General features: G+C 38.0%; 21 protein-coding genes. All 21 read left to right on the top strand.

What is annotated here, in order from left to right; translation table 11 throughout:
* Positions 1–9 precede the first annotated feature (9 nt).
* The 21 genes from RV15_RS04975 (at position 10) to RV15_RS04875 (ending at position 19,210) form a co-directional block, all read left to right on the top strand.
* Positions 10–1,800 (top strand): heavy metal translocating P-type ATPase, encoded by a 1,791-nt coding sequence (locus tag RV15_RS04975; RefSeq protein WP_071876953.1) that lies wholly within the window; start codon positions 10–12, stop codon positions 1,798–1,800.
* Between the two features lie 128 nt (positions 1,801–1,928).
* Positions 1,929–2,201 (top strand): (4Fe-4S)-binding protein, encoded by a 273-nt coding sequence (locus RV15_RS04970; protein WP_071876952.1) that lies wholly within the window; start codon positions 1,929–1,931, stop codon positions 2,199–2,201.
* Between the two features lie 2 nt (positions 2,202–2,203).
* The gene (locus RV15_RS04965; protein ID WP_071876951.1) at positions 2,204–2,479 is read left to right on the top strand and encodes a GNAT family N-acetyltransferase; all 276 of its coding nucleotides are present in this window, start codon (positions 2,204–2,206) and stop codon (positions 2,477–2,479) included.
* Between the two features lie 152 nt (positions 2,480–2,631).
* On the top strand, positions 2,632–2,868 hold the full coding sequence (gene secG, locus RV15_RS04960) for a preprotein translocase subunit SecG (protein ID WP_010765524.1): 237 nt from the start codon (positions 2,632–2,634) through the stop codon (positions 2,866–2,868).
* A gap of 141 nt (positions 2,869–3,009) precedes the next feature.
* A complete protein-coding gene (locus RV15_RS04955) occupies positions 3,010–3,777 on the top strand; it encodes an alpha/beta hydrolase (RefSeq protein ID WP_071876950.1) in 768 nt (255 codons plus the stop codon).
* Complete coding sequence (rnr, locus tag RV15_RS04950) at positions 3,774–6,122, top strand: ribonuclease R (RefSeq protein WP_071876949.1); 2,349 nt, start codon at positions 3,774–3,776, stop codon at positions 6,120–6,122. Before RV15_RS04955 ends, rnr begins: the two co-directional genes overlap by 4 nt.
* A gap of 17 nt (positions 6,123–6,139) precedes the next feature.
* Positions 6,140–6,604, top strand: coding sequence for an SsrA-binding protein SmpB (gene smpB / locus RV15_RS04945; protein ID WP_071876948.1), 465 nt, complete (start codon positions 6,140–6,142; stop codon positions 6,602–6,604).
* A gap of 341 nt (positions 6,605–6,945) precedes the next feature.
* On the top strand, positions 6,946–7,662 hold the full coding sequence (atpB, locus tag RV15_RS04940; protein WP_034860381.1) for a F0F1 ATP synthase subunit A: 717 nt from the start codon (positions 6,946–6,948) through the stop codon (positions 7,660–7,662).
* A 42-nt stretch (positions 7,663–7,704) separates the two neighbouring features.
* Complete coding sequence (atpE, locus tag RV15_RS04935) at positions 7,705–7,917, top strand: F0F1 ATP synthase subunit C (RefSeq protein WP_010763289.1); 213 nt, start codon at positions 7,705–7,707, stop codon at positions 7,915–7,917.
* Between the two features lie 507 nt (positions 7,918–8,424).
* Positions 8,425–8,952, top strand: coding sequence for a F0F1 ATP synthase subunit B (gene atpF, locus RV15_RS04930; protein ID WP_071876947.1), 528 nt, complete (start codon positions 8,425–8,427; stop codon positions 8,950–8,952).
* The gene (atpH, locus tag RV15_RS04925; RefSeq protein ID WP_071876946.1) at positions 8,939–9,481 is read left to right on the top strand and encodes an ATP synthase F1 subunit delta; all 543 of its coding nucleotides are present in this window, start codon (positions 8,939–8,941) and stop codon (positions 9,479–9,481) included. The genes atpF and atpH overlap by 14 nt, the downstream gene beginning before the upstream one ends.
* 28 nt (positions 9,482–9,509) lie before the next feature.
* On the top strand, positions 9,510–11,066 hold the full coding sequence (gene atpA, locus RV15_RS04920; RefSeq protein WP_071876945.1) for a F0F1 ATP synthase subunit alpha: 1,557 nt from the start codon (positions 9,510–9,512) through the stop codon (positions 11,064–11,066).
* A gap of 15 nt (positions 11,067–11,081) precedes the next feature.
* Positions 11,082–12,002, top strand: coding sequence for a F0F1 ATP synthase subunit gamma (locus tag RV15_RS04915; RefSeq protein ID WP_071876944.1), 921 nt, complete (start codon positions 11,082–11,084; stop codon positions 12,000–12,002).
* 143 nt (positions 12,003–12,145) lie between these two features.
* Positions 12,146–13,552 carry a F0F1 ATP synthase subunit beta gene (atpD, locus tag RV15_RS04910; RefSeq protein WP_071876943.1) on the top strand — a complete coding sequence of 469 codons (1,407 nt, stop codon included), beginning with the start codon at positions 12,146–12,148 and terminating at the stop codon, positions 13,550–13,552.
* 17 nt (positions 13,553–13,569) lie between these two features.
* The gene (locus RV15_RS04905) at positions 13,570–13,989 is read left to right on the top strand and encodes a F0F1 ATP synthase subunit epsilon (protein WP_071876942.1); all 420 of its coding nucleotides are present in this window, start codon (positions 13,570–13,572) and stop codon (positions 13,987–13,989) included.
* Positions 13,990–14,505: 516 nt separating this feature from the next.
* Positions 14,506–14,742 carry a DUF1146 family protein gene (locus tag RV15_RS04900; protein ID WP_071876941.1) on the top strand — a complete coding sequence of 79 codons (237 nt, stop codon included), beginning with the start codon at positions 14,506–14,508 and terminating at the stop codon, positions 14,740–14,742.
* A gap of 106 nt (positions 14,743–14,848) precedes the next feature.
* Positions 14,849–16,150, top strand: coding sequence for a UDP-N-acetylglucosamine 1-carboxyvinyltransferase (gene murA, locus RV15_RS04895; RefSeq protein ID WP_071876940.1), 1,302 nt, complete (start codon positions 14,849–14,851; stop codon positions 16,148–16,150).
* 14 nt (positions 16,151–16,164) lie between these two features.
* Positions 16,165–16,341, top strand: coding sequence for a DNA-directed RNA polymerase subunit beta (locus RV15_RS04890; protein WP_071876939.1), 177 nt, complete (start codon positions 16,165–16,167; stop codon positions 16,339–16,341).
* Positions 16,342–16,855: 514 nt separating this feature from the next.
* The gene (locus tag RV15_RS04885; protein ID WP_071876938.1) at positions 16,856–17,506 is read left to right on the top strand and encodes a 3D domain-containing protein; all 651 of its coding nucleotides are present in this window, start codon (positions 16,856–16,858) and stop codon (positions 17,504–17,506) included.
* Positions 17,507–17,676: 170 nt separating this feature from the next.
* Positions 17,677–18,039 (top strand): PTS glucitol/sorbitol transporter subunit IIA, encoded by a 363-nt coding sequence (locus tag RV15_RS04880; RefSeq protein ID WP_071876937.1) that lies wholly within the window; start codon positions 17,677–17,679, stop codon positions 18,037–18,039.
* A gap of 4 nt (positions 18,040–18,043) precedes the next feature.
* Positions 18,044–19,210, top strand: coding sequence for an AI-2E family transporter (locus RV15_RS04875; protein WP_071876936.1), 1,167 nt, complete (start codon positions 18,044–18,046; stop codon positions 19,208–19,210).
* The last annotated feature ends 61 nt before the right edge of the window (positions 19,211–19,271 follow it).

Below are 19,271 nucleotides of genomic sequence, written 5' to 3'. Positions count from 1 at the left end.
TGAGTATAAATGAAGCATTTAATCAAATTGGTGATTACTGTCATAACAGGAATTTTAGCATTATTATTTGAATTTATTTTTAATCAATCGGCTGTTGCCTACGGGATCATCATTATCACTGGTTCGGTTATGGCGTTGTCGATGTTGGTAGAAATGGTGAAAACATTGAAATCAGGTAGATACGGTGTTGATATTTTAGCAATCACAGCAATCGTTGCAACCTTGGCTGTCGGGGAATACTGGGCGAGTTTAATGATTTTGATTATGTTGACTGGTGGCGATTCGCTTGAAGATTATGCAGCTAAAAAAGCCAATAAAGAATTAAAATCACTACTTGATAATTCACCGCAAAAAGCCCATCAGCTAGTTGAGGGAAATCTGATCGACATTGCGGTGGAAAAAGTTATTGTTAGCGATCAGCTAGTTGTCAAACCGGGAGAAATAATCCCAGTCGATGGTCGTGTCGTTAGTGGTACATCAACTGTTGACGAATCATCTTTGACTGGTGAATCTCGTCCTGTCAATAAAAATGTAGACGATTTAGTCATGTCTGGTTCGATCAATGGTGACAATTCGTTAACGATGAGGGCTGAAAAAACGGCGGCAAATAGTCAGTATCAAACAATCGTTAAGCTTGTGAAAGAATCAGAAGCACAGCCTGCCCGTTTTGTTCGGATGGCTGATCGATACGCGGTGCCATTTACAATTACAGCTTATGTCATTGCAGGTGTTGCTTGGTTTATTTCAAAGGACCCAACCCGGTTTGCTGAGGTTTTAGTTGTAGCTTCCCCATGTCCGTTGATATTGGCGGCACCGATTGCTTTAGTTGCTGGTATGAGCCGTTCAAGTCGAAATGGAATCGTTGTAAAGACAGGAACTACTTTAGAAAAAATGGCGAGTGCTAAATCAATTGCCTTTGACAAGACTGGAACCATCACTAAAGGAGAATTATCAGTGGATAAGATTGTTCCTGCTAATGGTTTTTCAGCCGATCAGTTAGAACTTTTAGCGGCAAGTGCTGAACAAGAATCTAGCCATATATTGGCACGTTCTCTGGTAGCTCATTTTTCATCAGCACAAAGCTTGAAAAATGTGTCAGAATTAGAAGAAATAACAGGATCCGGCGTAAAAGCAACGATTGAAGGAAAAGTAGTTCGTGTCGGGAAACCAGCATTTGTGTCACCAAAAAAAATTGAAGATACAGTGGACCAAACTGCTGTATATGTTTCCGAAGATGAACAATTTCTAGGCTATATCACTTTTAATGATAGCATTCGTCCAGAAGCAAAGAAAACAATGGATCAATTGCAAACATTGCATGTAAATCACTTATTGATGTTGACTGGAGATCATCAAAAAGTTGCCGATGATATCGCAAAAGAAGTCGGCATCACGGAAGTCTATGCAGAGTGCTTACCTCAAGACAAAATTAATGTATTAAAGAAAATAGTTAATGCTGATCGTCCTGTGATAATGGTCGGGGATGGAGTAAACGATGCACCTTCTTTGGCAATTGCAGATGTGGGAATCGCAATGGGGGCTCGCGGAGCTACTGCAGCAAGTGAGACGGCTGATGCTGTGATCTTAAAAGATGACTTAGAAAAAGTTAGTACGGCAGTGGCTATTTCTAAAGACACAATGAAAATCGCTAAACAATCTGTGTTGATCGGTATTCTGATTTGTACGATCTTGATGTTGATCGCTAGCACAGGGATTATTCCAGCCTTATTAGGTGCGATTTTACAAGAAGTGGTGGATACTGTCTCTATTCTTTCTTCGTTACGAGCTAAAAATGATTAAAACGACTCTTTCTATACGACCGATGTGCAAGAGTAAAGATAGTTGCAACGTCCATTTTTAATTGTTAAAATCAACTTGACTAAAGAATAAAAAAATGACTGTAATTTTATAGTTTGAGGAGGAAAAATATGGATGGCAGCAAAGTAAATAACCAAAGTGTCACAGAAGAAATGCTGACAGAGCAAGGGTATCGTAAATACTTAGGTGAGGATCTGGATATTTACTATAACAAAGATGTATGTGTGCATATTGGCAATTGTGTTCGAGGGAATCCAAACGTATTTGAAGTAGGACGCCGCCCGTGGATCATTGCTGATAATGGTAGTATTGAAGAGGACATTCAAGTAATTAATACGTGCCCTAGCGGAGCACTAAAATACATTCGAAAGGATGGAAAATAAGGATGGAAATCAAAGAAGAAAAAAATCGTTTTGTGTTATTAAACGATGACGACCAAGAAATTGGTGAAATGACTTGGTCCAACGCAGGAGATCACATGATGATTATCGATCATACATTTGTTGATCCGACCTACAGAGGGCAAAAATTAGCAGAAAAACTAGTCTATAACGGTGTAGAAAAAGCCCGTCGTGAAGGGAAAAAGATAATTCCACTATGCCCCTTTGCCAAAAAAGAATTTGATACAAAATCTGAATATAGTGATGTATTAAGAACGTGATGAAAATGACCTGTGCTTGAATGAGGAAACACAGGTCATTTTTTCGTATAATTTAGTTGAAACATTCTCGTTTTGCAAATACAACTGGTATTTGTACAAAAAATATGCTAAAGTATAATAGATGTATTTTGTGAATAAGGGAGAATTAGACTATGTATAATTTTATTTTAACACTTGTGATCATCCTTTCAGTAGTGATGGTTATTGCCGTTATGATGCAGCCAAGTAAACAAAACAGTGCAGCAAGTGCATTTACAGGTGGCGCAGATAAACTTTTCGGTAAACAAAAAGCACGCGGATTTGAAGCTGTTATGCAACGTGCAACAGCAATTATTGGTGCTGTTTGGATGTTACTATTATTTATTTTAGTATTATTATCATCAAAGTAAGCTCTTTGAAGTCTCTCGTTTACGGAGAGGCTTTTTTCTTTTAAAAAAATTGACTACTATCTGTGAAAAGTTCTTGAAACAACTTTCTTTTCATAAGGCTTTCAATAGATAATGTGCTAAAATGAGGATGAGGTGAATTAGATAGTGAAAACAATAAGTCTACCTAAACCATTATTTACGCAAAATGGTTCCCGTGCAGTATTACTCTTGCACGCGTATTCAGGCAGTAGTAACGATGTTCGTATGTTGAGTCGTTATTTAGAAAAAGAAAATTATACGGTGTATTCACCTAATTTTTCTGGACATGCAACGGTTGCACCAGAAGATATTTTGGGGAAATCGACTAGTGACTGGTGGCAAGACACAATTGATGCTGTACAGTTTTTAAAGGGAAAAGGGTATCAAGAGATAGCCGTCTTTGGTTTATCAATGGGTGGTATTTTTACGATGGGCGCATTAACAAGTCAATTAGAAGGAATTATCGGTGGTGGTTTTTTCTGTTCACCCGTTTTTCCAGTAAAAAACAACGTACCTGAAAATTTTGTCTTGTATGCAGATAAAGTCTTGAAAACGGCTGGTGTGCCAAGTGAAGAACGAACGCAGCGTATGGGGAAAATCAAAGAAGCATCTTATAGTCAATTAAAAGACATTGAATCTTATTCTGAACAAATAGCCGCAAAACTTGATCAAATCGAAGTTCCCGTCTTTATGGGACAGGCTGGCAAAGATGAAATGATCGATCCTATGGGCGTTTATCAGACCGCTCAAGCACTAACCCAGACACGATTTACATTAAACTGGTATCCAAATAGCGGACATGTTCTGACGATTGGACCAGATCATAAACAATTAGAACAAGATGTGTTAGCATTTTTAAATACACTGTCTTGGAGTGAGGAGAAAGAATGACAAAACAAACAATCAAGGAGAAAATCCTATTTTTCCTAGAAAATCATACGAAAAAGAGTTTTTCTATGGAAGAAATTGCAGAAGGCTTACAACTGCAAAAAAGCTCAGATTTTAAATTACTTGTTCAAACCGTTGCGACGATGGAACGGGAAAAATCAGTAGAATTCACTAAAAAAGGAAAAATCCGTTTACCACAAAAAAGTGGTGACATTGAAGGGACTTTTCGTGCAAATGAACGAGGCTTTGGCTTTGTGACAATCGATCCAGAAGAAGCCGATGTCTATATTCCAAAAGAAGCTGTAAATTTTGCAATGGATGGCGATATTGTTGTCATTGACATCGTTCAGCCGGCAGATGCTTTTTCAGATCGCGGTGCTGAAGGGAAAGTCGCAGCAATCAAAACGCGTGCAATCACGCAAGTCGTTGGTGAATTTATCGCCTATGATGAAAAAGAAGTGAGTGAAACAGATCTATACGGATATGCGGTGCCAAAAGATAAAAAAATGACAGGTTTAACGTTTAATATTGCCGCTCAAGGAATCAAACCCGTTGACGGTAGTATCGTGATCGTAGAAGTGACTCACTACCCTGAAAAAGAATATCCAAAGAGTTTGGAAGGGATCGTCAAAAAAGTGGTTGGCCATAAAAATGATCCTGGCATGGATATCTTGTCGATTGTCGTGGCTCATGGGATTCCAACAAGTTTTCCAGATGAAGTGATCGCCGAAGCCGACAAGGTGCCTGATGCAATCTCAGAGATGGATATCAAAGGCCGTAGAGACTTACGTGATCAATTGATCGTAACGATCGATGGTGAAGACGCTAAGGACTTAGATGACGCAGTGACTGTCCGTAAGTTAGACAATGGCCACTATTTCTTAGGCGTTCATATCGCAGATGTTTCTTATTACGTGACAGAAAGTAGTGAGTTAGATCAAGAAGCATACGAACGCGGTACTAGTGTTTACTTAACAGACCGTGTTGTACCAATGATTCCACAGCGATTATCGAACGGTATTTGTTCATTAAACCCTAACGTGCCAAGACTCACAATGAGTTGTGAAATGGAGATAACGCCTGAAGGTCATGTCGTGAAACATGATATTTTCCAAAGCGTGATTCAAACAACTGAGCGGATGACCTATACCGCAGTTAATGAAATTTTAGAAGAAGAAAAACCAGAAACGATGACACGTTACAAAAAATTACTTCCTATGTTTAAAGAAATGGGGGAACTTCACCATATTCTTGAACACATGAGGGAAAATCGTGGTGCGATTTCGTTTGAGGACCGTGAAGCAAAAGTGTTAGTTGACGCAAATGGTCATCCACATGACATTTTACTGCGTACACGTGGGGTGGGGGAACGTTTGATCGAATCATTTATGCTAGCAGCAAATGAAACCGTAGCGAAGCATTTCAATGACTTGAAATTACCATTTATTTACCGAATTCACGAGCAACCCAAAGAAGAAAAAATGCAACGTTTCTTTGATTTTGCTGCCGTATTGGGCATTTTAGTCAAAGGGACTAAAGCCGACATTACACCAAAAGACTTACAAAAGGTTTTAGAGCAAGTGGTTGATAAGCCAGAAGAGGCTGTAATCAATACAATGTTGCTGCGTAGTATGCAACAAGCGCGTTACTCAGAGGATAACTATGGTCACTATGGTTTGGCTGCAGAATACTATACCCACTTTACCTCACCGATCCGTCGTTATCCAGATTTGATCGTTCATCGATTGATCCGCAGTTATGAAGGAAATGTCTCTGAAAAATTAAAAGAAAAATGGGAACAGGATTTGCCAGATATTGCTGATCATAGCTCAAGAATGGAACGTCGTGCAGTTGAGACAGAACGTGAAGTCGATTCGATGAAGAAAGCAGAATTTATGGCTGATAAAATAGGTGAGGAATACGATGGCGTTATTAGTTCGGTTACTCGATTCGGCCTGTTTGTAGAATTACCAAATACAATTGAAGGCTTGATCCACGTCAATAACTTGAAACAAGATTATTTCCATTTTATTGAAAATCATATGGCGCTTGTTGGCGAACGAACAGGAATGACCTTGAAAATTGGTCAAAAAGTCAAAGTTAGAGTAGACAAAGCCGATCCAGAAACCAGAGAAATCGATTTTGAATTTCTTGAAGCTGAAGAAGTCGAAAGAATTGAAGCGCCAAAACAAAAGAAACGTCAAGATGGGCGTCGAAAACGAACTTCTGACCGTAAAGATACCGATAAGAAACCTTTTACACAAAAGAAAAACAAGAAAAAAGGTAAAAAACCATTTTATAAAGAAGTAGTCAAAAAGAAAAAAGCGAAGAAACCGAAGAAAAAATAGAAAACGGAGGAATGGGTATGCCAAAAGGGGAAGGAAAACTGATTGCCCAAAATCGTAAAGCGCGGCATGACTATACTGTTGTTGATACAATGGAAGCTGGAATTGTTTTACAAGGAACTGAAATAAAGTCGATCCGCAATGGACGAATCAACTTAAAAGATGGCTTTGCCAGAATCAGAAATGGCGAAGCTTACCTGCTCAATGTGCATATCAGTCCCTATGAGCAGGGCAATATTTTTAATCATGATCCTTTACGAACAAGAAAATTATTACTGCACAAAAAACAAATCGCCAAACTGATTGCTGAGACCAAAAATACTGGAATCACGATTATTCCGTTAAAAGTATATATCCGTAATGGCTATGCCAAAGTGTTAATCGGTCTAGCTAAAGGGAAAAAACAATACGATAAACGGGAAGATTTGAAACGCAAAGAAATCAATCGTGAAATAGACCGAACGTTAAAAAATAATTTAAGGTAGTTTATCAAGAGAATTGTCAATTTTTTGAATGAAAAGAAATTGATTATGTGGTTATTTTATTCTTTTTCGCATATTTGTTTTCTTTGCTTTATCTTATGTGAAAAATTTGGTAGAGTGTAAGGAAACTGATGAGTTTTCATCGTTTTTTCAGTAACCAACTATTGTACGACCAATTACCAGTGAGACTTTATTCTTTTACTATTTTGTCATATTAAAAGAAGTGTCCAATTTTCATGAAATTCTTTTGAAATTATTCATCGTTGGTGGTATGATACGTGTGGTTAAGAAATAGAAGCCTTTTTAAGCTTCTCGCAAGTTTGTTGGAAAAGAGGTGAAAAAATTTGGAAGAGAAGACACTACTCTTCAAGATTGGGCCAATTTGGTTTGACGGAACGATTTGTTTAATGGTTCTGTTAACATGTGTCATTGTCTTTGGGATAGTATATTACTGCACAAGGAATATACAAATGAAACCTAAAGGCAAACAAAATGTCATTGAGTATCTCATTGATTTTGTTCGAAGTATCATTACCGACAATATGCCGAGTAAAGAAGTAACAAATTTTCACCTGCTAGCATTCACGATGTTCATGTTCGTTTTAGTTGCTAATATTATTGGATTAGTAACCAAAGTGGCAATCGGAGATTATACGTATTGGAAGAGCCCAACAGCCGATCCGATGGTTACCTTGACATTAGCCTTGATCATGATTGCTTTAACACATTTCTTCAGTGTTAGTCGTTTTGGCTTAAAAGGATATTTTAAAAACAGCTTTTTAAGTCCAGTATCGTTTCTAATGCCGATCAAGTTGATGGAAGAATTTACGAACTTGCTTACGTTGGCGCTACGTTTATACGGAAACATTTTTGCTGGTGAAGTATTACTTGGACTGATTGCAGGACTTGTATCAAGTGTAGGACTTTGGACGATTCCACTAGCAATACCGTTAGAAATGATCTGGTTAGCCTTTTCATTATTTATCGGTGGAATTCAAGCATTTATCTTTGTCACATTATCAATGGTTTACATGGCTCATAAAGTTGAAGTCGAAGAATAAACAATAAATTAAAAACAACTATTTCTTAGGAGGAAAACAATAATGAATTATATCGCAGCAGCAATCGCAGTTTTCGGAGCAGCAATCGGAGCAGCATACGGTAACGGAAAAGTTATCTCAAAAACAATCGAATCAATGACACGTCAACCAGAAATGGCTGGACAACTTAGAACTACAATGTTTATCGGGGTAGCCTTGATCGAAGCGGTTCCAATTCTAGGTGTAGTTATTGCATTGTTATTAGTGCTTAAATAATCTCTTTAGAAGGCAGGACGCTGAGTTTTTAAAACGCCACGCGTTGCTGCTTTCTTTGCTGCGAATCACAGCGACTGCCGTCGGCAGAGCTGATGATGAGCAGTACTTGGCGAACGAAGAGAGAGAAGTAACCTATTAAAAGAAACACCAAGCTTCACCAGAATAAAGTAGACCGCCAAACATATCAAGTATACTTCAAAGTTCTAGCCCAAAGGCAGAGCTGATGATGAGCAGTACTTGGCGAACATAGTGAGAGAAGTAACCTATTAAAAGAACCATCAAGCTTCTCCAAAATAAAGTAGACCGCAAAACACATCAAGTTAAGTTTGTAGCTATCAAAAATCTGACAGAACAGATGATGAGCAATACTTAGCGAACGTAATGAGAAAAGCTACCTTATAAAAAAACCATCATGCTCCACCAAAAATAAGGTGAACAAATCATACAAACGAAAAACATTTAACAACATCACCACAGAGAATTGCAGAGAAAGGAAGTTGAAACTTCATGCTAGATCATTTAGTAATCGGTGAAGCCGGCCCAAGTACAACAATTGGCACGATGATTGTCGTAAGTGGCGCTTTTCTAATTTTGATGCTTCTAATCAAGAAATTCGCTTGGGAAGCAATCACTGATATGTTAAAAAAACGTGAAGATAAAATTGCCAACGATTTAGATTCTGCAGAACAATCTCGAATCGCAGCTGCTAAGTTGCAAGAAGAACGTCAACAAAAACTACTTTCTTCTAAATCCGAAGCAGCAGAAATCATCAAACATGCGAAAGAGAATGGAGACCAAAATCGCCAAAAAATCTTAGCAGAAACCAATGATGAAGTGTCACGTTTACGAGAAAAAGCACGTCTTGATATTTCTCAAGAGCATGAAGAAGCATTGGCATCTGTTAAAGACGAAGTAGCGAGCTTGTCTTTACAAATTGCAGAAAAAATCTTAAACAAAGAATTGACGCCAGATGCACACGATTCATTGATCAATTCTTACATTGAAGGCTTAGGTAATTCAAATGAAGTTAGATAAGTACACGGTAGGTAAACGCTACGGTAAAGCTTTGTTTGAGTTGGCGATTGAAAATGAAGAAGCCGATAGCATTTATCAAGACTTATTAAAACTCAGAGAAATTTTTAATGAAGTACCAGATTTAGGCGATATCTTAAGTGATGTCCGTCTTGAACCTTATGAAAAAGACGAAATCATGAAACAATTGGTTAACGGATTTGAAGGAACCCTTGAGAATTTCCTAAATGTCGTTTATAACTATTCACGCATGAATGATTTATTATTGATGATCGATGAATATGAAAAACGTTACGATGAACATAGAAGCTTACTTTTAGGAACAGCGTTGACTGCCGTTCCATTGACCAAAGAACAACACCGATTGATGGAAGAAAAAGCAGCAAAATTGTTAGGCTATGAGCAAGCGAATCTAATTAATTTGATCGATCCTGAAATTGTTGGCGGCGTGATAATAGAAGCCAACTACAAAGTGATTGACGGCAGTATCCACAAGCAATTAGAACGAATCCAAGAATTGTTATTAAAATAACGTTCAGCACAATAAAGAGGTGAATTGAATGGCTATCAAAGCAGAAGAAATCAGTGCCTTGATTAAGGAACAAATCAAAAATTATCAACAAGAACTAGCAGTCGAAGAAATTGGGACTGTCACATACGTTGGGGATGGAATCGCTCGTGCCCATGGATTAGAAAACGCAATGAGCGGAGAATTACTTGAATTTTCTAATGGCTCATACGGAATGGCGCAAAACTTAGAAACCAATGACGTTGGTATTATCATTCTAGGTGATTTTGAAACCATTCGAGAAGGCGATAAAGTAAAACGCACTGGTAAAATCATGGAAGTCCCTGTCGGCGAAGCAATGATCGGACGTGTTGTTAATCCATTAGGTCAACCAATCGATGGTCTGGGTGAAATCAAGACAGATAAGACACGTCCAGTAGAAGCAGCAGCTCCAGGTGTTATGCAAAGAAAATCAGTTGATCAACCGATGCAAACTGGTCTTAAAGCAATTGATGCTCTTGTACCAATTGGTCGTGGTCAACGTGAATTAGTGATCGGTGACCGTAAAACTGGTAAAACATCGATTGCCATCGACACGATCATCAACCAAAAAGGTCAAGATGTTATTTGTATCTATGTTGCTATCGGTCAAAAGGAATCAACGGTTCGTAACCAAGTCGAAACGTTAAGAGCATATGGCGCACTAGATTATACAATTATTGTGAATGCTGGAGCATCTCAACCAGCGCCATTGCTTTATATTGCGCCTTATGCAGGAGCTGCAATGGGTGAAGAATTCATGTACAACGGCAAACACGTTTTGATCATTTTTGATGATTTATCAAAACAAGCTGTTGCTTATCGTGAACTGTCATTACTATTACGTCGTCCTCCAGGTCGGGAAGCTTATCCAGGTGATGTGTTCTATTTGCATTCACGTTTATTAGAACGTGCAGCAAAATTAAGTGATGAATTAGGTGGCGGTTCAATGACTGCCTTACCATTTGTTGAAACGCAAGCCGGAGATATTTCTGCTTATATTCCAACAAACGTTATTTCAATCACAGATGGACAAATTTTCTTAGAAAGCGATTTGTTCTATGCGGGTACACGTCCAGCCGTTGATGCTGGTCTTTCCGTGTCACGTGTTGGTGGTTCAGCACAAATCAAAGCAATGAAAAAAGTCGCTGGGACACTTCGTTTAGATTTAGCAAGTTACCGAGAATTAGAAGCTTTTACTCAGTTTGGTTCTGATTTAGATGCGGCAACACAAGCAAAACTAAACCGAGGTCGTCGGACTGTTGAAATTTTAAAACAAAAATTACATGCACCATTAGCAGTTGAAAAACAAGTTGTTATTTTATATGCACTGACGCACGGATTTTTAGATAGTATCAGTGTGGCAAAAATCCTAGATTTCGAATCAGAACTGTTTGACTTTTTAGACGGCAAACATCCTGAATTATTTGAAACGATCCGTACAACAAAAGACTTGCCAAAATCAGAAGATCTAGATGCAGCAATCAGCGAATTCAAAGAGATTTTTGATGCCGCTAATTCAGAAGGATCGACAGCTAAAGACACACTTGATTCAATTCAAAATGCGTAAGAGAGGTGACAAGAATTGGGTGCTTCATTAAATGAAATCAAACAACGCATTGCTTCAACGAAAAAAACAAGCCAAATTACTAACGCCATGCAAATGGTTTCAGGTGCTAAACTGACAAAATCAGAAGCGGCTTCTAGAGGTTTTCAAGAATATGCGTCAAAAATCCGTTCTATCGTTACACATCTTGTTGCAGCTCAATTAAGTGATCTAGAAGAATTAGATTCTTATGATAGTGAAGAGGCATCAGAAACAGGCAATTATCATGTAATGCTGACATCGCGTCCGGTGAAAAAAACAAGTTATATCGTCATTACCTCTGATAAAGGATTGGTGGGCGGATATAACAGTTCAATTTTGAAGCAAACGATGAAAATGATGACAGATGACCATAAATCTCAAGATGAATACGTCTTGATTGCAATTGGTGGAACTGGTGCAGATTTTTTCAAGGCTCGTGGAATAAACGTTGCATACGAACTTCGTGGTCTAAGTGATCAACCTAGTTTTGATGAGGTTAGAAAAATCGTTTCAACAGCGACTACAATGTATGAAAATGAAGTATTTGATGAGTTGTATGTTTGCTATAATCACCACATTAATTCATTGACAAGTCAATTTCGTGTAGAAAAAATGCTGCCGATTTCTGATTTAGATCCGGACGAAGCAACAACCTATGAGCAGGAATATATTTTAGAACCTTCAGAAGAAGCGATTTTAGATAATTTACTGCCTCAATATGCTGAAAGCTTGATCTATGGCGCAATAATTGATGCAAAAACAGCGGAACATGCTGCTGGGATGACCGCGATGAAGACTGCCACTGATAATGCGCAAAATATTATTAGTGATCTGACGATTTCTTATAATCGTGCTCGTCAAGGAGCCATTACACAAGAAATCACAGAAATCGTAGCTGGTGCAGCAGCACTAGAATAACAATCAGAATGTTGGGCTTACTTAGCACGATATTCTTACTAATGTAATAGAGAAGACAGGTTTTATCACGACCTCGTTAGGGCATAAAACTGTCGAACTTTCGGCGGTTTTGTACCTCTTCAAACGAAACGGAGGAAAGACACATGAGTTCAGGAAAGATTGTTGAAGTAATCGGTCCCGTTGTTGACGTGGAATTTTCACTAGATCAATCCTTACCCGATATAAACAATGCATTAGTCGTTTATAAAAACGGCGAAGAAAAACAAAAAGTCGTTTTAGAAGTCGCTTTAGAATTAGGAGACGGTGTTATCCGCTCAATCGCTATGGAATCTACTGATGGGCTTCAACGCGGAATGGAAGTTATTGATACTGGAAAACCAATTTCTGTTCCTGTCGGAAAAGAAACATTAGGTCGTGTATTCAACGTTTTAGGCGATACGATCGATTTAGAAGAGCCATTTCCAGAAGATGCAATCCGCAGCGGTATCCATAAAAAAGCCCCTGATTTTGCTGATTTAAGTACAAGTAATGAAATTCTAGAAACTGGAATCAAAGTGATCGACTTATTAGCCCCTTACTTAAAAGGTGGTAAAGTTGGTTTGTTCGGTGGTGCCGGTGTTGGTAAAACCGTTTTGATTCAAGAATTGATTCATAATATTGCTCAAGAACATGGCGGTATTTCTGTATTTACCGGTGTTGGTGAACGAACGCGTGAAGGGAACGACCTTTATTTTGAAATGAAAGACTCTGGCGTTATTGAAAAAACAGCTATGGTTTTCGGTCAAATGAATGAGCCTCCTGGTGCACGTATGCGTGTGGCCTTGACTGGTTTGACGATTGCCGAATATTTCCGTGATGTTGAAGGTCAAGATGTATTATTGTTTATCGATAATATTTTCCGTTTCACTCAAGCTGGATCAGAAGTTTCTGCCTTGTTAGGTCGGATGCCTTCAGCCGTTGGGTATCAACCAACACTTGCAACTGAAATGGGTCAATTACAAGAACGTATCACTTCTACTAAAAAAGGCTCGATCACATCGATTCAAGCAATCTATGTACCAGCAGATGACTATACTGACCCGGCGCCAGCAACAGCATTCGCCCATTTAGATGCAACAACTAACTTGGAACGTCGCTTAACTGAAATGGGGATATATCCAGCGGTTGACCCGTTAGCCTCATCATCTAGTGCTCTAGCACCAGAAGTTGTCGGAGACGAGCATTATGCCGTAGCAACAGAAGTACAACACGTGCTGCAACGTTACCGTGAGTTACAAGATATCATTGCAATTTTAGGGATGGATGAGTTATCTGATCAAGAAAAAATCTTGGTTGGCCGTGCCCGTCGTATCCAGTTCTTCTTATCTCAAAACTTTAACGTGGCAGAACAATTTACAGGACAACCAGGTTCTTATGTTCCAGTTGCTGATACAGTTAAAGGCTTTGGAGAAATTCTTGATGGAAAATATGACGACTTACCGGAAGAAGCGTTCCGCAGTGTTGGTAGAATCGAAGACGTTATCGAAAAAGCTAAAACGTTGAACTACTAAAAGGAGGAGACACAGAAATGGATTGTTTAACTGTCAATGTGGTGACTCCAAATGGTTTGGTCTATGACCATCGCGCAATGATCGTCGTTGCAAAAACAACGGATGGTGAAATCGGTATTTTACCGAAACATGCACCAATCATCGTTCCCTTAGCGATCGATGAGGTTCGCGTAAAAAGAACAGATTCAGATAAACACGTGGATTGGATCGCTGTTAATGGTGGTATTATGGAAGTCCGTGATAACATTGTTTCGATCATTGCAGATAGTGCAGAACGAGAACGAGACATTGATGTTAGTCGCGCAGAACGTGCCAAACAACGAGCTGAACGAATGATTGAAAAAGCGAAAGAAAATGCAAATACGGACGAATTGCGCCGTGCAACAGTTGCCCTTCATCGAGCGATCAATCGGATCAATGTATCAAAACATACGTAAAAAAATTGAAGTGACTGAGACTAGTAGCTGTCTCAGTTCACTTTTTTTGAAAAAATGATATATACATATATTTTTTTAGAAAACTTAAGAATCTTTATGTTTTGTTTCCGCTTATTTGTGCTAAACTGGTTTTATATTACTTAGTAAAGTAGCTATGTTTATTCGAAAAAAGATAAAATATGAATGAGGCAAAAAGCACCTCAGTCCTATTTTCCTATTTTTCAGTCGAAGCTGACTGAGCCAAATACGCTTTTAATGTTATCTAGCTTCTCTGGCTAGTCTCTCGGAAAAAAGATAAAAATTGAATGTGACAAAGGACGCCACAGTCAATTTTCCCTATTTTTCAGTCGAGCCTGAACGAGCCAAATACGCTTTTAAATGTTATCTAGCTTCTCTGGCTAGTCTCTCGGAAAAAAGATAAAAATTGAATGTGACAAAGGACGCCACAGTCAATTTTTCCTATTTTTCAGTCGAGCCTGACTGAGCCAAATACGCTTTTAAATTAAGGAGAAACCTATGCAATTTTTTGGTATTGATGCAGTGATTCGGATTATCTGCCATATGATGTTTATCTATGTTAGTTTCTGGGCGATGCAATCTATCAGAATTGAACAGTTTTTTAAAGCGCATCAAACCTCTCAAGTACGTTTGCTGATCGTTTTATTTTCAATTGTCATTGGCTATACTGTAAGCTCATTTTTCTTAGAGTTTCTTGCATTATGCCGCAACTTATTTATTGTAATTTTTCCATAAGGAACGACGAATAAAAAGAAAAGGTACTAATTGTTGATAAATAGTGGTATAATAGAAAAGATTTTGGATCAAAGCATCCAATTCTAACTTTTTTGGGGGGAACAAAATGGAACAGATTATTGTTCATGGTGGTAACCAATTAAAAGGAACTGTGAAAATCGAAGGGGCTAAAAATGCAGTATTGCCAATTTTAGCAGCGACCCTTTTAGCAGAAGAAGGAGTAACGACATTAAATAATGTACCGATTCTTTCTGATGTGTTTACAATGAATCAAGTAATCAAACACTTGAATGTTGATGTTGATTTTAATCAAGACGAAAACAAAGTTACAATAGATGCGACTCAGCCTTTAGGCATTGAAGCAAATTATGAGTATGTTAGTCAAATGAGAGCTTCGATCGTTGTTATGGGCCCGTTATTGGCTCGTAATGGTCATGCCAAAGTTGCGATGCCTGGTGGGTGTGCAATTGGTAAACGTCCAATTGATTTACACTTGAAAGGCTTCCAAGCGCTAGGTGCTAAAATCATTCAGAAAAATGGCTATATCGAAGCGATTGCGGATGAATTGATTGGCAATACGATCTATCTGGATTTCCCAAGCGTAGGTGCTACTCAAAATATCATGATGGCCGCTGTTAAAGCAACAGGCACAACTGTCATTGAAAACGTTGCTAGAGAACCTGAAATCGTTGATTTAGCGAATGTCCTTAATAAAATGGGCGCTAAAATCGTCGGTGCCGGTACTGAAATGATGCGTATCGAAGGTGTGAAAAAACTTCATGCTGTTGAACATTCAATTGTTCAAGATCGCATTGAAGCAGGAACATTCATGGTTGCAGCTGCGATGACTGAGGGAGATGTTTTGATCGAAGAAGCAATCCCAGAACACAATCGTCCACTTATTTCTAAATTAACTGAAATGGGCGCTGTTATTCGTGAAGAAAGAGGCAGTTTACGCGTCATTGGTCCTAAAGTAATCAAACCAACAGATGTTAAAACAATGCCGCATCCTGGTTTCCCAACAGATATGCAAGCACAAATGACTGCGATACAAATGGTAGCAGACGGTTCAAGTATTGTAACTGAGACAGTCTTTGAAAATCGTTTCCAACATTTGGAAGAAATGCAACGCATGAATGCTGATGTGAAAATGGACGGTAATATTGCTATTATTAATGGTGGTCAACCATTGCAAGGGGCTGCTGTAGAAGCAACTGATTTACGTGCTGCTGCTGCGTTGATTTTAGTAGGATTACGTGCTAACGGTATTACGCGTGTATCACACTTAGAATATTTAGATCGTGGCTACTATAAATTCCATGAAAAACTTCAAAAATTAGGAGCAAAAGTGGAACGAGTAAACGATGACGAAAAAGCTGCAGAAAAGAAATTGTCTACTGTTAATTAAAAGGGGAAATAGATATGAGTTCGACACGCTATATTATAGTGACTTTGTTGAAAGTTTTAGTAGTGATAGCTTTAGTGATTATTTTATTTATTGCCGGAACGATGATCGGTTATGGAGTAATCGGTGGAGGAAATCCAAAAGATGTGTTCAAAGAAGAAATTTGGACTCATATTCTAGACTTTTTTAAGTAGATTTTAAAACCTGATGTTGGAAAATAAATGAGCGCTTTGATAACTAGGCATTTGATTGGTAAAATGTGAGAAGATTAAAGTGCAATAATTTGCTTCCAATTCTTTATTCGAACTCTATATGATTGGAATATGACTCGCTGAGTCTTGTTCCAATCTTTTTTTGAATATTAAATAACAATCATTATTAATTTAGGTTTCGTTTTTTTTGTAAAAATGTCGTAATATTTGAGGTTTTATCGCCTTTTTCAAGTTATTATCTATGTTAGAACTTGTAAAAGAAAACAAAAATTCATCAGTATAGATTTTATGTATTTTCTAATGAAAATGTGGAAAGTCTGGTACACCAAGGATCATAAAGAGGCATGCCAAGTCTTTTATGAAAATATTTCCAATGTGACAATTTCTAAAACGCTTTCTCTAACACTGTAACTTAGCTTTAATTAAATAGTAACCATCAAAAATTCTACACATGATATGATTGCTCTCGTACGAATTTTAGGGAGGAAACTATTTAATGAAGAAAAAATGGTTGCCAATTTTATTTATTATTAGTTGCTTTATTACTGGATCAGTTATTCCAGTATACGCATCTGAAAATCAAAACAACGAGATAGAGCGTTTATCTAATTACACAATCGTATCGGAGCGTACAGCCAAGACATTGTCTAGTTCAATGATCCATTCCTTGTCAGAAGGCAAAGCATTTCAATTAGTTAAAACGGACATACTCAATAAAGAAAAAATAGAAAAAGAAAAAGCTGCAAAAGCTAAAAGTGAAGCTGAACGAAAAGAAAAAGCGGCAAAACAAAAAGCAGAAGCTGAACAAAAGCAAGCGCAATTGGAAAAAGAACAACGTGAAAATACGAATCCAAGCGGCCAAAAGCTGATAATGGAAGCGACCGCATACTCTTGTAATGAAGGCTTTATCGGTGGAGGTAACTTAACGGCTACCGGACAAAATCTTCAGGTTGACCCAATGGCAATTGCAGTTGATCCTACGGTAATTCCTTTAGGCACGAGATTGTATGTCGAAGGTTACGGTGAAGCGATTGCTAGTGACACAGGTGGTGCAATCAAAGGCAATATTATCGATGTGCATTTTTCAGATGTATCTCAGTGTATCAATTGGGGTAGGAGACAAGTTTCTGTGACGATTTTATCATAAGCAGAGAACACGTTGCAAAGAGTTTCTCTATAACATATCAAAAAGTGAACAGAATGTTTGAATTCTTGTTCATCTTTTTTTTGTAGCTTGCAAAGTTCGAATTATCGAATAAGAAAAAAAGTTATATGTTATAATAAAGATTGATTAATGGAAGAGGGAGCGATAAGTATATGAAAGCTGTAGTTACTGAAATTGGTGTTCACGCATTAGATGAAAAAGAGCCGATGATCATACTTTTTGGTGAAAGTGCCACAGAGGGGTTAAAAGAATACTCAGTGATTCAAAAATTTCAACAAATACAACCCTTAGCGATGAAAGAAGGCAATCTGTTAAAGATTGATGAGCAAGAATATATCATAGATTATGTGGGGCCATTTGCGAATAAAAATTTAAACAGCATTGCCCATGTGACTTTGGTTTTTGATGACATTCCTGAGGAGGATGCAATTGTGAATGCGTTGTATCTAACGCCTCAAGTTCTTCCAGCAATCAAGGTTGGAACAATAATTGAGTATGTATCACATGGAGTGTGAGTGAATGGGACAAGAGAAAGAAAAAGAAAAGCGCTTTTCGTGGTTTTGGCGCTGGTTTTTAAACAATCAAATCGTCACTTCATTATTGATTGTATTACTGATTTTATTGATTTTACTCGTTTTCACGAAGGTCTCCTATTTATTTAAACCGGTTTGGCAATTTATCGGTGTTGTAGGCCTACCATTGATTATGGCAGGAATTTTATATTATTTAATGAATCCAGTTGTCGATTATTTGGAAAAGAAACGAATCCCGCGCCTTTGGAGCATCATTGGATTATTTATTATTGTGATTGCTTTGATGATTTGGGGACTTGTTGTAATCGTTCCTAAAATCCAAGAGCAGACAGTTAGTTTTGGCAATCACTTCCCGCAATATATTGATACGATCGATAAAAAGATGCAGGAAATTTTAAGTGATCCCCTCTTTGCACAGTTTCGTAGTCAACTGGAAGATATGGGTGATAAGCTAATCAGCTCATTAGGTGATATTATTCGTAATATTTCGACGTTTACGGTCCAAGGGCTAGGAAGCTTTGTGGGAGCGGTCGCAACAATTGTAGTAGCAATCATCACGATGCCGTTTATATTATTTTATCTACTAAAGGATGGCAAACAATTAGCTCCGTACCTGATGAAGTTTTTGCCTAATAAAATGCGTCAACCGACATTGAAAGTGTTAGGAGAAGTTAATTCACAAGTTTCTTCTTATATTCGTGGTCAGTTGACTGTGGCTTTTGCGGTTGCTGTGATGTTTATTCTAGGGTTTTCATTTATTGGACTAGATTATGCGATCACTTTAGGTATCACTGCTGGTTTTCTTAATTTGATTCCTTATCTAGGCTCATTTTTGGCAATGGTTCCGGCGATCTTTTTAGGAATCGTAGGCGGTCCGGTTTTATTAGCTAAAGTGTTAGTTGTTTTTGTGATTGAGCAGACGATTGAAGGTCGTGTGATTTCACCGCTTGTTCTAGGTAGTCAACTAGATATCCACCCAGTAACGATATTAGTCGTGCTGTTGACTTCTGGAAAGCTCTTTGGTGTAGTAGGTGTAATTTTAGGTATACCAGTATACGCGGCAGCTAAGGTCATAATTACTCATGTCTTTGAATGGTACAAAGATGTCTCAAGCTTGTACCATGAAGAAGAAGAATTAAATAAATTAGAGTAAAAGTAAGGCTAAAGTGCTATTTTTTATTCAAAGAAAAAAGCTGAAGTAGACAAGTCTGTCT

Source organism: Enterococcus silesiacus, assembly GCF_001886225.1.
GTDB classification, from domain to species: Bacteria; Bacillota; Bacilli; order Lactobacillales; family Enterococcaceae; genus Enterococcus_L; species Enterococcus_L silesiacus.
Note: the sequence above shows the minus strand (reverse complement) of the source record. Positions and strands in the feature narration are given on the sequence as shown.

Coding starts and splice junctions, on each gene's coding strand:
- RV15_RS04975 (WP_071876953.1), top strand. CDS start 10: ATGAAGCATTTAATCAAATTGGTGATTACTGTCATAACAGGAATTTTA.
- RV15_RS04970 (WP_071876952.1), top strand. CDS start 1,929: ATGGATGGCAGCAAAGTAAATAACCAAAGTGTCACAGAAGAAATGCTG.
- RV15_RS04965 (WP_071876951.1), top strand. CDS start 2,204: ATGGAAATCAAAGAAGAAAAAAATCGTTTTGTGTTATTAAACGATGAC.
- secG (WP_010765524.1), top strand. CDS start 2,632: ATGTATAATTTTATTTTAACACTTGTGATCATCCTTTCAGTAGTGATG.
- rnr (WP_071876949.1), top strand. CDS start 3,774: ATGACAAAACAAACAATCAAGGAGAAAATCCTATTTTTCCTAGAAAAT.
- smpB (WP_071876948.1), top strand. CDS start 6,140: ATGCCAAAAGGGGAAGGAAAACTGATTGCCCAAAATCGTAAAGCGCGG.
- atpE (WP_010763289.1), top strand. CDS start 7,705: ATGAATTATATCGCAGCAGCAATCGCAGTTTTCGGAGCAGCAATCGGA.
- atpF (WP_071876947.1), top strand. CDS start 8,425: ATGCTAGATCATTTAGTAATCGGTGAAGCCGGCCCAAGTACAACAATT.
- atpH (WP_071876946.1), top strand. CDS start 8,939: ATGAAGTTAGATAAGTACACGGTAGGTAAACGCTACGGTAAAGCTTTG.
- atpA (WP_071876945.1), top strand. CDS start 9,510: ATGGCTATCAAAGCAGAAGAAATCAGTGCCTTGATTAAGGAACAAATC.
- atpD (WP_071876943.1), top strand. CDS start 12,146: ATGAGTTCAGGAAAGATTGTTGAAGTAATCGGTCCCGTTGTTGACGTG.
- RV15_RS04905 (WP_071876942.1), top strand. CDS start 13,570: ATGGATTGTTTAACTGTCAATGTGGTGACTCCAAATGGTTTGGTCTAT.
- RV15_RS04900 (WP_071876941.1), top strand. CDS start 14,506: ATGCAATTTTTTGGTATTGATGCAGTGATTCGGATTATCTGCCATATG.
- murA (WP_071876940.1), top strand. CDS start 14,849: ATGGAACAGATTATTGTTCATGGTGGTAACCAATTAAAAGGAACTGTG.
- RV15_RS04890 (WP_071876939.1), top strand. CDS start 16,165: ATGAGTTCGACACGCTATATTATAGTGACTTTGTTGAAAGTTTTAGTA.
- RV15_RS04885 (WP_071876938.1), top strand. CDS start 16,856: ATGAAGAAAAAATGGTTGCCAATTTTATTTATTATTAGTTGCTTTATT.
- RV15_RS04880 (WP_071876937.1), top strand. CDS start 17,677: ATGAAAGCTGTAGTTACTGAAATTGGTGTTCACGCATTAGATGAAAAA.
- RV15_RS04875 (WP_071876936.1), top strand. CDS start 18,044: ATGGGACAAGAGAAAGAAAAAGAAAAGCGCTTTTCGTGGTTTTGGCGC.